Here is a 14,625-nt window from a genome sequence, read left to right as displayed (position 1 = left end):
CGGATCCGCATTTACCTGCCCTGGTGTCGACACGTTACAAGATGACCGTGCACGCACGGGACCCGACAAGAAATGTTCAATTCCTGTCCGGGCTCTGGCCGTTGCTTAACCTTCCTCTGGGGCGCGTCCTCCTACGGTGGGGTGACCTGGTCGAACTTCCCGTGACGGAGGCATCGTTGAAGGCACTTCTGGACCGCGCCCGCACGTTCACACAGCGGGTCGAATTCGAGCCCGGCGAATACCGAAAACTGGCCGAGGGGCAATATCCCGAGGCGCTCTTCATTACCTGCTCGGACTCCCGGGTGATACCCGCGCTCATCACGGGCGCCCGGCCCGGAGAGATATTCGAGCTGCGGAACGCGGGCAATATCGTGCCGTCGTACGGGCGGCCCGGGGCCGGTGGTGAGGCCGCCACCATCGAGTACGCACTGGAGGTCCTCGGGGTTCAGGACGTCGTGGTGTGCGGTCACTCACACTGCGGAGCGATGGGCGCGCTGAAGTCCGGCGACGACCTGGCCGCGCTGCCCGGCGTGGGTGCCTGGCTGGAGGTGGCCCGCCCGGAACTGGCTCCGATGCTCGCCGACGCCTCCGACGATCCGTCGCTGTCCGACGTGGCGCAGCACAACGTCGTCAACCAGCTGGCCGCGCTGCGCAGTCACCCGGCGGTACGGCAACGGCTCGACGCGGGCCGGCTGCGGCTGCACGGCTGGTACTACGAGGTCGACACCGGGCGGGTGTACGAGCTCGACGACGACGGTCGTTTCCGGGTGCACGCCGGATGAGCGGGGCGCATGCGCGCAGCCGGGGGGCCGTCTTGCGGAGTGCGGGCGCGAGTACGGGCAAGGCCGACGGAAGTGCGGGCGCGACGACGGGCAAAGCCGGCCCCAAGGCCGACCTCGGCACCGAGATCACCGCCTCCCTCGTCGTCTTCCTCGTCGCCCTCCCGCTCTGCATCGGCGTCGCCGTCGCCTCCGGTGTGCCGGCCGAGCTGGGGATCATCTCCGGAGTGATCGGCGGGCTGGTGGTCGGCGCGGTGCGGGGCAGCACGCTCCAGGTCAGCGGCCCGGCCGCGGGGCTGGCGGCGCTGGTCGCCGAGACCGTCGCCGAGCACGGTGTGGCCATGCTGGGCGTGATCGTGCTGGGTTCGGGGATCCTGCAGATCGTCCTCGGTGTCGTACGGCTGGGCCGCATGTTCCAGGCGATCTCCCTCGCCGTCGTCCAGGGCATGCTGGCCGGCATCGGGCTGCCGCTGATGTTCAGCCAGGCGTACCCGATGGCCGACGGCAAGGCGCCCGGCACGCCGATCGAGAACATGGCCGGGATCCCGGGGCTGTTCGCCGACATCCTCACCGACCGGCAGGCGATGATCGCCACGCTGCTCGGTGTCGTCACCGTCGTGCTGAGCTTCCTGTGGAAGAAGGTGCCGGGGCCGGTGAAGAAGGTCCCGGCCGCGCTGGTCGCCGTGGGGATCGGTATCGCGGTCGCCGCGCTGCCCGGTGTGGAGGTGAAGACGCTCCAGGTCGGCAATCTGCTCGCCGCGGTGAACGTGCCCGGCGGGGAACAGTTCGCGGGGCTCGCCGATGCGGCGATCATCACGTCGATCCTCACCTTCACGGTCATCGCCTCCGCGGAGAGCCTGTTCACGGCGGCCGCGGTGGACCGTATGCACAGCGGCCCGCGCACCCGCTACAACACCGAGCTCATCGCCCAGGGCGCGGGGAACACGGTCGCGGGCGTCCTGGGAGCCCTGCCGGTCACCGCGGTGGTCGCGCGCAGTTCGGCGAACGTGCAGGCGGGCGCGAAGACCCGGCTCTCCCGGACCCTGCACGGCCTGTGGCTGCTCGCCTTCGCGCTGCTGCTGCCGCAGGTCCTGGCCCTGATCCCGATCTCGGTGCTGGCCGGGGTGCTGGTGCACAGCGGCTGGAAGCTGTTCGCGCCGGAGGAGTTCCCGAAGATGTGGCGCCAGGACCGGGGCGAGTTCGCGGTGATGACCCTCACCACGCTGGTCATCGTGGCGACCGCGCTGCTCGAAGGCGTGCTCGTCGGGCTCGCCGCAGGCATCGTGCTGGCCGCTCTGCGGATGTCGCAGACCGTGATCCGGCAGCACGTCGAGGAGGACGCCGCCAAGGTCGTCATGGCCGGGAACGCGACTTTCCTGCGGCTGCCGAAGGTCATCGAGGCGCTGGAGGCCGCGGCGGCCTCGGGCAGGCCCAGGATCCGCCTCGACCTGACCGGCGTGACCCATCTGGACCACGCCTGCCGCAACCAGGTGGAGGAGTTCACGGCCCAGCAGCGGGGCAACGGCGTACGGGTGGAGCTGCTGATGCCGGGACCGGTCAAGCCGGTGCCCGCCGAGGCCGAGCCCGACATGCCTGCGCCCGACGTCACGCCCGGCCCCGGCGCCGAGTGGTTCTATCTGGACACGCGGCCTCTCCCGGACGATTACCTGGAGCGCCGCCCGCTCGTAGGCTGAACCCCACCTGCCAGCGGAGGGAGGGTCGGCCATGGCCGGCTGGACCGAGAAGGACATCCCCGATCAGCGCGGCCGTGTCGCCGTGGTCACCGGGTCCAACAGCGGCATCGGGTACGCCGCCGCGCGGGAGCTGGCGCGCCGGGGCGCCCGGGTGGTGCTGGCCTGCCGGAGCGAGGCACGCGGCACCGACGCCGGGGACCGGATCGCCACCGAAGTGCCGGGCGCGGAGGTGGAGTTCGCGCGGCTCGACCTCGGGGACCTCGCCTCCGTAGGGCAGTTCGCGGCTGCCTTCCCGTACGACCGGCTCGACCTGCTCGTCAACAACGCGGGCGTGATGGCGCTGCCGTACGGGACGACCGCGGACGGGTTCGAGACGCAGTTCGGTGTCAACCACCTTGGCCACTTCGCGCTCACCGGACTGCTGCTGCCCGCGCTGCTCGCCACGCCGGGTGCGCGCGTCGTGACCGTCTCCAGCATGATGCACTCGATGGCCAACATCGACATCAACGACCTCAACAGCGAGCGCCGGTACCGGCGCTGGATCGCCTACGCCCGCTCCAAGACCGCCAACCTGCTCTTCACCCACGAGCTGGCGCGCAGGCTGGCGGCCCACGGCGCGGACGTCGTCGCGGCGGCGGCGCACCCCGGGTACGCCGCCACCAACCTCCAGACCGCGGGTCCCCGGATGTCCGGCCGCAAGGCCGGCGAGCGGTTCATGGAGGTCGGCAACCGCTTCTTCGCCCAGTCCGCCGAGGCGGGCGCGCTGCCCACCCTGTACGCCGCGACCGCGCCCGACGTCTCCCCGGACTCCTTCACCGGCCCGCACTGGGCGATGTGGCGCGGGAGCCCGGGCCCGTCCTGGCGGGCATCGTGGACGTGCAACGACAGGGCGGGAGAGCGGCTGTGGGCCGCCTCGGAGAAGCTGACGGGGGTGGCGTGCGGCCGGCTGACCGTGTGACCGGCGGTCGGTCCTTCGGCCGGTCAGGCCACCGTGACCTAGTGGACCGGGCCGAGCACCAGCATCCGTCGCCGGTACTTCAGGCCGTCGCCCCGCTGTCCACCACCAGGTCCGTGCCCACCGTCGAGGCGGCGGCGTCCGAGGCCAGGTGGAGGACGGCGGCGGCCACTTCCTCCGTGGCGGAGACACGGCCGAGCGGGACCGCCTCCCGCATCCGCTGGGTGCGGTCGGCCTCCGTCTCGCCGGGGCCCAGGGACATGGAGGTGTCGACGGCGCCGGGGCTGACCGCGTTGATGCGGACGCCGTCGCGGATGTGGTCGAGGGCGGCGCCCCTGGTGAGGACGGAGACGGCGGCCTTGGAGGCGGCGTAGGCGGCGGCTCCGGGATGGCGGGCGTGGACGCCGAACACGGAGGCGATGTTGACGATCGCGCCGCCGGCCGGCTGGGTGCGCATCTGGCGGATCTCGGCCCGGAGGGCGAGGAACACGCCGGTGACGTTGGTGTCGAGCTGGGTGTGCCAGTCCTCCTCGGACAGGTCGGCCAGCGGGGCTCCGCCGCGGAAGACGCCCGCGTTGTTGACCGCCACGTCGAGCGAGCCGAAGTGGTCGACGGCGGCGGCCACGAGGGCCTGGGCGTCGGCGGCGCGGGAGACGTCCGCTGTGACGGCCAGCGCCTTGCCGCCCGCCGCCTCGATGAGGGTCACCGTCTCGTCGAGCGGCTCCTGCCGCCGCCCCGCCACGACGAGGTTCGCGCCCTCGGCGGCGAAGGCGAGGGCGACGGCCCGTCCGATGCCGGAGCCGGCGCCGGTGGCGAGGGCGGTTCTGCCGGTGAAGCGAGCGGTGGTCATGAGTTCCCCTTTATTGACCGATCGGTTCAGTATGAGGTCGTGAGAAAAGGCCCTCGTGGAGGGCCGTGGTCAGTCGAGCAGTGTCAGTGCCTGTTCCGCCGCGTCCCGGACGCGTGCTGGGTCCGAGGACGCCTTGCCGGTCACCCGCAGGCCCTGCAGCAGCACCAGCAGCATGCGGGCGAGGGTGAGCGGATCGCGGCCGGCGGGCAGCTCGCCCTGGGCCTGGGCGCGGACCAGTGCCGTGTGCAGGACGGTCTCCAGCTGGTCCCAGTTGCGTTCGACCTGCCGTGCGGCGGCCGGGTCGTGCGGGGCGAGTTCGGTGGCGGTGTTGGTGACCATGCAGCCGAGCAGGCGCAGGTCCTCCGCGGCCGACTCGGCCGCATAACGCCGTACGACCGCCCGCACGGCCGGCAGCGCCGGGCCCGGCTGGGACAGCTCCCGCACGATCCGGGTCAGCCCCGCTCGCTCGTAGCGGTCCAGTGCCTTCAGGTACAGCTCGTGCTTGTTGCCGAAGGTGGCGTAGATGCTGGCGCGTCCGATGCCCAGGTGCTCGACCAGGTCGGACATCGACGTCGCCTCGAAGCCGCGCCGCCAGAACAGCTCGAGAGCTGACTGCAGCGCGGCTTCGGGATCGAACTCCTTGGTCCTGGCCACGTCCAGGAGCCTAGATGTAGTTGGAACGACCAGTCAAGAAAGTCGCTTACGAGGTCCGTACCTCGTACGTCGCGATCCGCACCGCCTCGTCGTCCAGGCACTGCCCCGACTCCAGGTCGAACCGCTGCTTCAGCAGGGGGGAGGCGACGAACGGGCGGCCCTGCAGCGCGCCGAGCAGGCCGCGGGAGAGGACCGCCGCACCGCTGAACGGGTCGCGGTTGTCGATGGCGTACAGGGAGCCGGCGCGGTCGCGGAAGAGGGCGACCTGGTGGCCGTCGGGCAGCAGTGCCGCCACTCCGCGGCCCGGCAGCAGCACGCTCAGGTCGCAGACCGTGAACCAGCTGTCGGCCAGCTTCAGTTGGATCTTCAGGTCGGTCGTCTCGGGTGCCAGTGTCATCGCTGGGCACTTCCTTCCAGGACGTCTGCCGGGTTCTCACTGGGACGCATGCCGATGGACAGCAGCGGCAGGTCGGGCTTGATCTGGTCGCGCTCGGGGACGAAGCCGACGACCGGGTCGGGGGTGTCGGGCGCGTTCACGAAGGAGACGAACCGGGACAGCTTCTCGGGGTCGTTGATGGTCGTCGCCCACTCGTCGGCGTAGTGCGCCACGTGGTCCGTCATCAGGGACTCCAGCTCCTCACAGATGCCGAGGGAGTCCTCCACCACCACGTCCCGTACGTGGTCCAGGCCGCCCGGGATCCGCTCCAGCCAGGTGGAGGTGCGCTCCAGGCGGTCGGCGGTGCGGATGTAGAACATCAGGAAGCGGTCGATCAGGCGGATCAGCTCGTCGTCGTCGAGGTCCTGCGCGAGCAGGTCCGCGTGGCGCGGGGTGGCGCCGCCGTTGCCGCCGACGTAGAGGTTCCAGCCGTTGGAGGTGGCGATGATGCCGAAGTCCTTCGACTGGGCCTCGGCGCACTCGCGGGCGCAGCCCGACACCGCCGACTTCAGCTTGTGCGGGGACCTGAGGCCCCGGTAGCGCAGCTCCAGGTCGATCGCCATGCGGACGGAGTCCTGGACGCCGTAGCGGCACCAGGTCTGGCCGACACAGGACTTCACCGTGCGCAGGGACTTGCCGTAGGCGTGGCCGGACTCGAAGCCGGCGTCGACCAGCCGGGTCCAGATGAGCGGCAGCTGCTCGACGCGGGCGCCGAACATGTCGATGCGCTGACCGCCGGTGATCTTCGTGTAGAGGCCGAAGTCGCGGGCGATCTCGCCGATGACGATGAGGCCCTCGGGGGTGATCTCGCCGCCGGGGATGCGGGGGACGACCGAGTACGAGCCGTTCTTCTGCAGGTTGGCGAGGAAGTGGTCGTTGGTCTCCTGCAGCGCCGCCTGCTCGCCGTCGAGGACGTAGCCGCTCGCGCCGATGGTCGGGGCGAGGGAGGCGATGATCGAGCCGACCGCCGGCTTGCAGATGTCGCAGCCGTCGCCGCCCCGGGCGTCCTCGCGGCCGTAGCGGTCCAGGAGGTCCTGGTAGGTGTTGATGCGCAGGGCGAGGACGATCTCGTACAGCTCCTCGCGGGTCTGCGAGAAGCAGCCGCACAGGCCCTTGTCGACCTCGACGCCGTTGGCCTCCAGCTCGGCGGTGACCAGCTGGCCGAGGACCTTGACGCAGGAGCCGCAGCCGGTACCGGCCTTGGTGCACTTCTTGACCTCGGGCACGGTCGTGCAGGAGTGCTCCGTCACCGCACCGCGGATGGTGCCCTTCGACACGTTGTGGCAGGAGCAGATGACCGCCTCGTCCGGCAGCGCGGACGGGCCGAGCTGGACGCTCTCACCGGATCCGGCGGGCAGGACCAGCGACTCGGGGGAGACCGGCGGGACCGACCCGGTGAACGCGCGCAGCGTGCCGTACGCCTCCGCGTCGCCGACCAGGATGCCGCCGAGCAGCGTGCCGTCGCGGCCGATGACCAGCTTCTTGTACAGGCCCGAGCGGGAGTCGGAGTAGACGACGTCCAGGCAGTCCTCGGTCGCGCCGTGCGCGTCGCCGAAGGAGGCCACGTCCACGCCGAGCAGCTTCAGCTTGGTGGACAGGTCGGCGCCGGTGAACTCCGCCTCGTCCTCGGCGATCGTCGCGGCCACGGTCTCGGCCTGCTCGTAGCCGGGGGCGACCAGGCCGTACACCCGGCCGTCGGAGGCCAGCGCGCACTCGCCGATCGCGAACACGTGCGGGTCGTTCACCGTGCGGCACTGCTCGTCGACGCTGATGCCGCCGCGCTCGCCGACCGTCAGACCGCAGTCGCGGGCCAGCTGGTCGCGGGGGCGGACACCGGCGGAGAACACCACCAGGTCGGTGGCGAGTTCGGAGCCGTCGGACAGCTTCATGCCGGTGACCGCGCCGGACTCGTCGACCACGATCTCCTGCGTGCCCACGCCCGTGTGGACGGAAAGGCCCATGTCCTCGATGGTGCGCAGCAGCGCGGCGCCGCCGCCCTCGTCGACCTGGACCGGCATCAGGCGGGGGGCGAACTCCACGATGTGGGAGGTGAGGCCGAGGCCCTTCAGCGCACCGGCCGCCTCCAGTCCGAGCAGACCGCCGCCGACCACCGCACCCGTCGTCCGCGACTTGGCGTACTCCTCGATGGCGAGAAGGTCCTCGATGGTGCGGTAGACGAAGCAGCCCTGGGCGTCCTTGTTCGGGACCGGCGGGACGAAGGGGTACGAACCGGTGGCGAGGACCAGGACGTCGTAGTCGACGGTCAGTCCGGAGCGGGCCGTCACCCTCTTCGAGGTGCGGTCGACCGTCTCGGCCGGGTCACCGACGTGCAGCTCGATGCCGTGGTCGGCGATGAACTGCATGTCCGTCATCGAGAGGTCCTCGGGCGTCTTGCCCGAGAAGTACGAGGTGAGCTGCACGCGGTCGTACGCAGGACGCGGCTCCTCGCACAGCACGACCACGCGGTGCGTGGCGGTCAGGCCGCGCTCGGCGAGCGCTTCGAGGAAGCGCTGGCCGACCATGCCATGGCCGACGAGCACGATCGTGGGGGTGTCCGTGGACATCAGGAGCCTCCATCATTGGTGAGCAGGTGGAGCAGGGGGCCGCCGTCGGACGGGAGCGGCTCTGCTCCCTCCCAGGCGCGCGCGAGCGCGCCGACGGTGCCGAGTTCGCCGACGAGGACCCCGCCGACCAGGCGGTCGTCGCGGACGACGACCTTGCGGTAGGTGCCTCGGGTGGCGTCGGCGAGCTGGACCACGTCATCGCCGGGAAGGGCCTCCGTCTCGCCGAACGCGGCGAGGTCGAAGGCGGTCTGCCCGGCGAGGGTGAGTCGGGTCAGCGAGCGGGTGCCGGTGTAGCGGGCGTGCGTCCGGCCTGCCAGCGACTCGGCGAGCACGTCGGCCTGTTCGAGCGCCGGGGTGGCCAGTCCGTAGACCGTGCCGTCGTGCTGCGCGCAGTCGCCGATCGCCCGGATGTGGGGGTCGGAGGTGCGCAGTTCGTCGTCGACGACGACGCCCTTGCGGACGTCGAGGCCGGAGATCTGGGCGAGGCCCACGCGCGGGTGGACCCCGCAGGCCAGGACCACGAGGTCGGCGTCGAGGGCGTATCCGTCGGACATCTCCACCGAGCGGACCGTGCCGCCGACGCAGCGCACGTCGCGGACCCGGCACTCGGTGTGGATCTCGACGCCGAGGTCGGTGAGGTGCCGCCGGACCAGCTTGGAGGCGGACGGGTCGAGCTGGCGCTCCATGAGCCGCTCGGACTGCTGGGCGAGGACGACCTGGGCGCCGCGCAGGGCGAGCGCGCGGGCCGCGGACACTCCGAGGAGCCCACCGCCGATGACGACCGCCTTCGTGCCCGGCCGTACCGCCTTGGACAGGCCCAGGCAGTCGTCCATCGTGCGGAAGGCGTGGACGCCCTCGGGCAGCACGTGGTCGGGGCTGAACAGGCCGCGCAGAGGCGGAAGTACGGGGTTGGAGCCGGTGGCCAGGACGAGCGTGCCGTATGCGATCTTCGTGCCGTCCGCACACTCCACGGTCCGTCCGGCCCGGTCGATGCCGGTGACCCGGGCGCGCGTCAGCTCCGCGGGCGCCGGGAGAGCGATCACGTCGGGGCTGTAGCGGCCGGCCAGCACCTCGGCGAGCAGGACCCGGTTGTAGGGCCGGTGCTCCTCCTCGCCGATGAGCGTCACGGGAACGCCGAGCTCACCGAGCCGCCGGGCGAGACGGACGCCCGCGATGCCGGCGCCGATCACCACCACACGCGTATTCGAGGTCATGTCTAGGAGCGTGCGTTGCCGGTGTTACCCGGCCGCATCACGTCTGTTTCCCGCGGGGAACGCTGCCCTCAGCGGGGGCGGTGGAGGGATGTGAGGGTTGGGGGCGGGCGTCGGGGGCGCGCTGTGAGGCGGGGCACGGCGGGGGCGGGCCGGGGCCGGCGGAACAGCCGGGATCCGTGCAGTCGGCATCGTCTACGACCGGAGGCGGCGCGAGCGGTCAGGGCCGGGTTTCACCAGCTCACGCCCGAGGGGGCGGACGACCGGCCCTGCCCGGAACATCCTGGTTCGACGGCCCCGAGCCTCAGAACTCCCTCAGGTCGATGGACGGCGCATCTATCTCCTCCCCAGGGTCCCGACCATGCCCGACATATCGCTGACCATGGTCGTCACCCTGTGCCTCGCGGCCCTCGCGGCCGGCTGGATCGACGCGGTGGTCGGCGGCGGCGGGCTGCTGCTGCTCCCGGTGCTGCTCCTCGGACTGCCGTCGAGCACCCCTGCCGCGTACGCCCTCGGCACCAACAAGGCGGTCGCCATCGTCGGCACCGGGGGTGCGGCGGTGACGTACGCCCGCCAGGCGCCCGTGGACGTGCGCCTGGCCGTACGCATCGGCCTGGCGGCGCTCGCGGGCTCCTCGGCCGGGGCCTTCTTCGCGGCCGGGATGAGCACCGAGGTCCTCAAGCCGGTGATCATGGTGGTGCTGGTCGCCGTCGCGGCCTTCGTGATCACCCGCCCTGCCTTCGGTACGGCCCCCGCCACCGGCCCGGCGGGCCCCCGCCGCGTCCTCGGCGCGATCGGCCTCGCCGGCCTCGGCATCGGTTTCTACGACGGTCTGATCGGCCCCGGCACCGGGACGTTCCTCGTCCTGGCCCTCACCGCCGTCCTCCACCTCGACCTGGTCACCGCCTCCGCCACCGCCAAGATCGTCAACTGCTGCACCAACGGCGGCGCCCTCGCCACCTTCGCCTGGCAGGGCACGGTCCTGTGGCAACTGGCCGCCCTCATGGCCGCCTTCAACCTCGCGGGCGGCACACTCGGCGCGCACACCGCCCTGAAGAAGGGCAGCGGCTTCGTCCGCGTGGTGCTGCTGACGGTGGTGTTCGCCCTGGTGGCGAAACTGGCGTACGAGCAGTGGATGGCGTGACGCCGACTCACTGCCTGAGCGTCATGCCGACGTGTCAGGTGTCGCCGAACGCGTGGGGCTGCCCGTCGCCGGACGTCCGAGACCCGTCCATCGTCCGGCGCGGCTGCCCGTGAGGTGTGCGAACGCGACGACGTTGCCCTGATAGCCGGTGCTCCGTGAGTAGCCGCCACCGCATGTGATCACCCGCAACTCCGGTCCCCTGGCCGCCCCGTACACCTTCGCGTCGGGGAACCCCTTCGCGTCGTACACCTCGACCGCGTCCACGGTGAAGACGGCGACGCCTCCGTCCCGCCGGTCGACCTCGACGACCGCGCCCTTCCTCAGGGCGCCGAGGTCGTAGAAGACGGCGGGGCCGTCGGCGTTGTCGACGTGGCCCGCGACGATCGCGGTGCCCGCCTCGCCGGGGGTGGTGCCGGCCTCGTACCAGCCGGCGAGGTTCTTCCGCGCGGCGGGCGGGACGTCGAGGCTGCCGGTCGCGGTGAGGCCGAGGCCCGTCAGGGGGGCGTTCACGTTGATCGACGGGATGCGGATCCGGTCGGGCGGGGAGGGCGGCAGCGCGGGCGCGGCGGACCGCTGGGTGCGTGGGTCGACGCGGGCCTCGGCCGCCGACGGCTGCGGCGGGGCGTGTGTCTCGGCGCCGCTGCGCAGCAGCCAGGCGCCGGAGCACAGGGCCGCGACGGTGACGGACGCTATCGCGGCGTTGCCGAACCTGGGCATGGCGAAGGCCCCTTTCGAAAGGTGCTGGGCCCGCTTCCCCCTCCGGGCCGCGAGGGGCGTCGGACCCGGAGGAGGAGGGGCATGCGGTACCGGCGGACGGACAGCGGAGGGTGTCCGTCAGATCCCGTCGCCTCTCGCCCGGCGATGCAGGAGCCAGGTACCACCCGCGGCGGCGACGGCGAGAGCCGCCACGCCGGCCGCGGTCTGTACGGGGTCGGGGCCCAGTGCGCCGCCGACCCCCGTCTTCACACTTCCTCGCGGAGCCACCCACTCGCGCGCGGACGTCAGCGTGACGACCAGGTCGCCCGTGACCCGCCGGCCGCTCTCCGCGCACGTCGCGACGACCTCGTACGTCCCCGGCTGCGCGCTCGGCGGCACCCGGAACCGCCCGGTCGCATCGCCCTCGTGCGTGCCGGGCGCCAGCGTGAACGCACCGGCGCCCACCGCGCTGGCGTCGCCCGCCGCCGTCCCGCCGTCCCCGCAGTCCGCGGTGCTCACCGTGATCTGCCCGCCCGGCACGGCGGAGGTCGGGTAGACCTCCAGGCCGCCGGGACTGCCGCCGTACGCGGGCCCGGCGCCGAGGCCGGTGACGGCGACGGCGAACGCGGTACCGGACAGCAGACGGGCGGTACGTCGCATTGATGCTCCCTCGGGCTCTGCGCACTTCGGTGGTGGGCTGCTCCTCCGAGGTAAGTGGCACCGGCCCGAGACCGCTTCCTGAGGTGGCGTCAGAAATCGGGTGAATGGGTGTCAGACGATGCCCGAATCGAGGGCTGTGGGCGGTGTTTCAGCAGGTCATCGGCGCGAGGCGGGTGAGCCGGGAAAAGAACCCGAAGGACGCGGGGCGGGGGTGTGAACGGGTGACCGAGCCGCCGCACGTGGGCATGGGCTCGGCCCGGTCACCCGCGCAGGCGGGGATGGTGCCGTGGTGCGGGGCTCAGCCGGGGAGCGATCCGGGAGCGGGCTCCCGGGCGTCACCGGGGTGCGGGCCGGGCCAGATGGCCGAGGCGTCGTCACGGTGAGGGTCGGGCAGCCGGATCGGGCGGACCGGGATCGTACGGCTGTGTTCCTCGCTCACGGCTGTCCACGGCACGGGACGCCCGGAGTAGCACAGGGCCGTGAGGGCGAAGACGTTGTCGGCGTAGACCTCGACGTATTCACCGACCGTGACGATGCGCAGAGTGCCGGCGGGCTCGGCCAGGACTGTCTCGCCGAGGCGGGTGCCGTCGGGGCCGGTGACCCAGAGGTTCTTGCCGTCGCAGCCCAGCGCAAGGACGGACCGACCGCTGCCCGCGGTGTCGGTGCGCAGGGTGATGTCGACGCGCCCGGTGATGTCGAGGTCGCCCACGGCGTGCAGGGTGGGGCGGTCCGTCTCCTCGTCCAGCCAGGCGTCCAGGCCGGGCCACCATTCCAGGCGGGGCGCCGAATCCTCCGGTACGACCAGGGACTTGGGCTGGGCGAGCATGCCCCGGCAGGGGGCGCCGGTGTCGGTGAGGCCGATCTGACGGGGGGTGGTGTGCAGGACGACACGGGAGCCGTCGGGCGCGGCGATGACGCGAGGGGCGTAGGAGCCGGTCGGACCGAGGGGGCCGCGCCGGGTCCAGGGGCCCCGCAGGCTCGGGGCGGTCCACGACTCGAACCCGCGGGTCGCGCCGATGGACCCGAGCAGCAGCCAACTGCCGTCGTCGAGGCGTTCCAGGACCGGGCACTCCAGCTCGTTGACGTCGCCGGGCGACACGAGCGGTGGCTGGACGGTCCAGTGCTCCAGGTCGTCGGAGGTGGCCCAGGCGACGCAGCCGCTGACGTCCACTGGGAGGGAGGTGTCGCTGGCGCAGACGACCATGATCCAGCCGTCCGTCTCGTCGTCGCGTACGACGAAGGGATCGCGCCAGGCCATCTGTTCGCCGGTGCGGTACCAGCGCGGGTCCGCCTCGGCGACCGGCCCGGTGCCGTGGCGCCGCCAGCCGGTGCCGTCGGTGCGGTCGGAGTACGCCAAACCCACGGACTGCAGCGGCCAGTGGCCCGGCGTCAGGCCGCTCACCCCGGTGTAGAACATCGCCATGCCCTCGCCGTGCCGGAACGGGTGCATGGTCCACACCGCCTGCTGGTCGAACCGGCCCGGCAGGCCGACGCCGAAGGCGGTGCCCTGCGGCTGCCAGCCGACCAGGTCGGTGGAGGTGGCCCGGCCGTAGGAGGTCTCCATCCGCAGGTGGTCGAACTCGGTTGTCCAGGGCCCCTGCAGGTGCAACACCGCGTAGCTGCCGTCCTTGTCCCGCAGCAGGGCGAAGTCGTTCAGGCAGAGGCCGGGCGGGGCGTATCGCATGCACAGTTCCTGTCGGCTCCCAGCGCCCAAGCGTGTGCGCTGACCTTCGATGAAAACGAACTCTCCTGAGAATCGGGCCCAGTAAATATGAACGCAAACGCTTGCGCAACAACGAGGTCGGGTTTACGGTCACGTCACCCACAGATCACACCGACGTGAAATCAACGGGAGGAACTGCGCCGTGACGGCCAGCATCAACGACGTCGCCCGGGCGGTCGGCGTCTCCGCGTCCACCGTGTCCCGTGCCCTGCGCGGCCGGCCGGGCGTGTCCGACGAGGTGCGGGACCGGATCGCGGCCGTCGCCGCCCAGCTCGGCTACACCGCGTCCCGCTCCGCCTCCAGCCTGGCCAGCGGCCGCACCTTCACCATCGGCGTCCTGGTCCCGTACGTGGGCCGCTGGTTCTTCGGCACCGTGCTGGACGCCGCTGAACGCGAGTTCAGCGCCGCCGGGTACGACGTGCTGCTGTACAACCTCGGCTCGCCGGAGACTCGCAAACGTTTCTTCACCGGGCTGCCGGTCCGCAAGCGGGTGGACGCGGTGCTGACGCTTCTCATCCCTGACGAAGAGGAGTCCGCCGCGCTGCGTTCCCTGGGGGTGCCGCTGGCCACCACGGTCGGCGGCACCCGGCCCGGCTTCACCGTCGTCGGCATCGACGACCGGGCCGGCACCGAAAGTGCCGTACGGCATCTGGTCAACCTCGGCCACCGCCGCATCGGCATGATCTCGGGCGCCAGCGGGCCGCTGCACTGGACCACTCCCGTCGAGCGCCGCCAGGCGTACCTGGACGTCCTGGCCGACGCCGGCATCGAGCACGATGCGGCCCTGGAGGCGGACGGCGACTACACCGTCGAGGGCGGCGAGCGGGCCATGACCGAACTGCTGGCCGCTTCCCGCCCGCCGACCGCCGTGTTCGCGCAGTCCGACGAGATGGCGATGGGCGCCCTGCGTGCCCTGCGCCGCCACCGCCTGCGAGTGCCGGAGGACGTGTCCGTCGTCGGCTTCGACGACCACGAACTCGCCGACGTGGTCGGCCTGACGACCGTTGCCCAGCCGGTCGCCGAGCAGGGCGCCGAAGCCGCCCGGCTGCTGCTGCGCCAGCTCGACGAGCCCGACGCCGAGGCGCCGGGCCAGGTCCAGATGCCCATCCGCCTCGTCCTGCGCGAGACCACCGCCCCACCCCGCCCGCGCGGGCCGCAGTAACGCCCCCCGACCCTCCACCCTTTGAGCCCCACCCCCCCCCACGCCCCGCCATGTGCTCCAGCACCCCGAACCCTCGCCCCAGCACGGAGGCACCACC

At 72.0% G+C, this 14,625-nt stretch carries 13 protein-coding genes; 5 read left to right on the top strand and 8 right to left on the bottom strand.

The annotated features are described in order from the left end of the window. Nucleotides 1-176: 176 nt before the first annotated feature. The 3 genes from KUM49_RS28570 to KUM49_RS28560 are packed head-to-tail and all read left to right on the top strand — an operon-like array spanning nt 177 to nt 3,431. Complete coding sequence (locus tag KUM49_RS28570) at nt 177-782, top strand: carbonic anhydrase (RefSeq protein ID WP_217239845.1); 606 nt, start codon at nt 177-179, stop codon at nt 780-782. Further along, on the top strand, nt 779-2,473 hold the full coding sequence (locus tag KUM49_RS28565) for a SulP family inorganic anion transporter (protein WP_374200207.1): 1,695 nt from the start codon (nt 779-781) through the stop codon (nt 2,471-2,473). Before KUM49_RS28570 ends, KUM49_RS28565 begins: the two co-directional genes overlap by 4 nt. Nucleotides 2,474-2,504: 31 nt before the next feature. Next, nucleotides 2,505-3,431 (top strand): oxidoreductase, encoded by a 927-nt coding sequence (locus KUM49_RS28560; RefSeq protein ID WP_217239843.1) that lies wholly within the window; start codon nt 2,505-2,507, stop codon nt 3,429-3,431. A 79-nt stretch (nt 3,432-3,510) separates the two neighbouring features. Here the strand turns inward: KUM49_RS28560 and KUM49_RS28555 are convergent, their stop codons facing one another. The 5 genes from KUM49_RS28555 to KUM49_RS28535 all read right to left on the bottom strand — a co-directional run bounded on the left by KUM49_RS28555 (nt 3,511) and on the right by KUM49_RS28535 (nt 9,146). Next, entirely contained in the window at nt 3,511-4,278 is a 768-nt protein-coding gene (locus tag KUM49_RS28555) for an SDR family NAD(P)-dependent oxidoreductase (protein ID WP_217239842.1), read from the bottom strand. A gap of 69 nt (nt 4,279-4,347) precedes the next feature. Continuing rightward, the gene (locus KUM49_RS28550) at nt 4,348-4,932 is read right to left on the bottom strand and encodes a TetR/AcrR family transcriptional regulator (protein WP_217239841.1); all 585 of its coding nucleotides are present in this window, start codon (nt 4,930-4,932) and stop codon (nt 4,348-4,350) included. Nucleotides 4,933-4,978: 46 nt separating this feature from the next. Beyond that, nucleotides 4,979-5,329: a nitrite reductase small subunit NirD gene (nirD, locus tag KUM49_RS28545; protein ID WP_217239840.1), complete on the bottom strand. Its 351-nt coding sequence runs from the start codon at nt 5,327-5,329 to the stop codon at nt 4,979-4,981. Continuing rightward, nucleotides 5,326-7,932 (bottom strand): nitrite reductase large subunit NirB, encoded by a 2,607-nt coding sequence (gene nirB, locus KUM49_RS28540; protein WP_217239839.1) that lies wholly within the window; start codon nt 7,930-7,932, stop codon nt 5,326-5,328. The genes nirD and nirB overlap by 4 nt, the downstream gene beginning before the upstream one ends. Next, nucleotides 7,932-9,146: an NAD(P)/FAD-dependent oxidoreductase gene (locus KUM49_RS28535; protein ID WP_217239838.1), complete on the bottom strand. Its 1,215-nt coding sequence runs from the start codon at nt 9,144-9,146 to the stop codon at nt 7,932-7,934. The genes nirB and KUM49_RS28535 overlap by 1 nt, the downstream gene beginning before the upstream one ends. A gap of 358 nt (nt 9,147-9,504) precedes the next feature. Here KUM49_RS28535 and KUM49_RS28530 point away from each other — a divergent pair, with 358 nt between their 5' ends. Beyond that, nucleotides 9,505-10,287 carry a sulfite exporter TauE/SafE family protein gene (locus KUM49_RS28530; protein WP_217239837.1) on the top strand — a complete coding sequence of 261 codons (783 nt, stop codon included), beginning with the start codon at nt 9,505-9,507 and terminating at the stop codon, nt 10,285-10,287. Nucleotides 10,288-10,308: 21 nt separating this feature from the next. Here KUM49_RS28530 and KUM49_RS28525 read toward each other — a convergent pair whose 3' ends face one another. The 3 genes from KUM49_RS28525 to KUM49_RS28515 all read right to left on the bottom strand — a co-directional run bounded on the left by KUM49_RS28525 (nt 10,309) and on the right by KUM49_RS28515 (nt 13,327). Beyond that, nucleotides 10,309-11,004 carry a class F sortase gene (locus tag KUM49_RS28525; protein ID WP_217239836.1) on the bottom strand — a complete coding sequence of 232 codons (696 nt, stop codon included), beginning with the start codon at nt 11,002-11,004 and terminating at the stop codon, nt 10,309-10,311. A gap of 117 nt (nt 11,005-11,121) precedes the next feature. Then, nucleotides 11,122-11,643, bottom strand: coding sequence for a hypothetical protein (locus KUM49_RS28520; RefSeq protein WP_217239835.1), 522 nt, complete (start codon nt 11,641-11,643; stop codon nt 11,122-11,124). A gap of 298 nt (nt 11,644-11,941) precedes the next feature. Beyond that, complete coding sequence (locus tag KUM49_RS28515) at nt 11,942-13,327, bottom strand: mucin-1 (protein ID WP_217239834.1); 1,386 nt, start codon at nt 13,325-13,327, stop codon at nt 11,942-11,944. Nucleotides 13,328-13,508: 181 nt separating this feature from the next. On the opposite strand from KUM49_RS28515, the gene KUM49_RS28510 reads away from it, so the two are divergent. Continuing rightward, a complete protein-coding gene (locus KUM49_RS28510; protein ID WP_217239833.1) occupies nt 13,509-14,528 on the top strand; it encodes a LacI family DNA-binding transcriptional regulator in 1,020 nt (339 codons plus the stop codon). Nucleotides 14,529-14,625: the final 97 nt, after the last annotated feature.

Origin of the sequence: Streptomyces sp. AC555_RSS877 (genome assembly GCF_019049245.1) — a bacterium.
In the GTDB taxonomy this organism is placed as follows: Bacteria; Actinomycetota; Actinomycetes; order Streptomycetales; family Streptomycetaceae; genus Streptomyces.
This window is presented reverse-complemented; position numbering and strand designations above follow the sequence as displayed.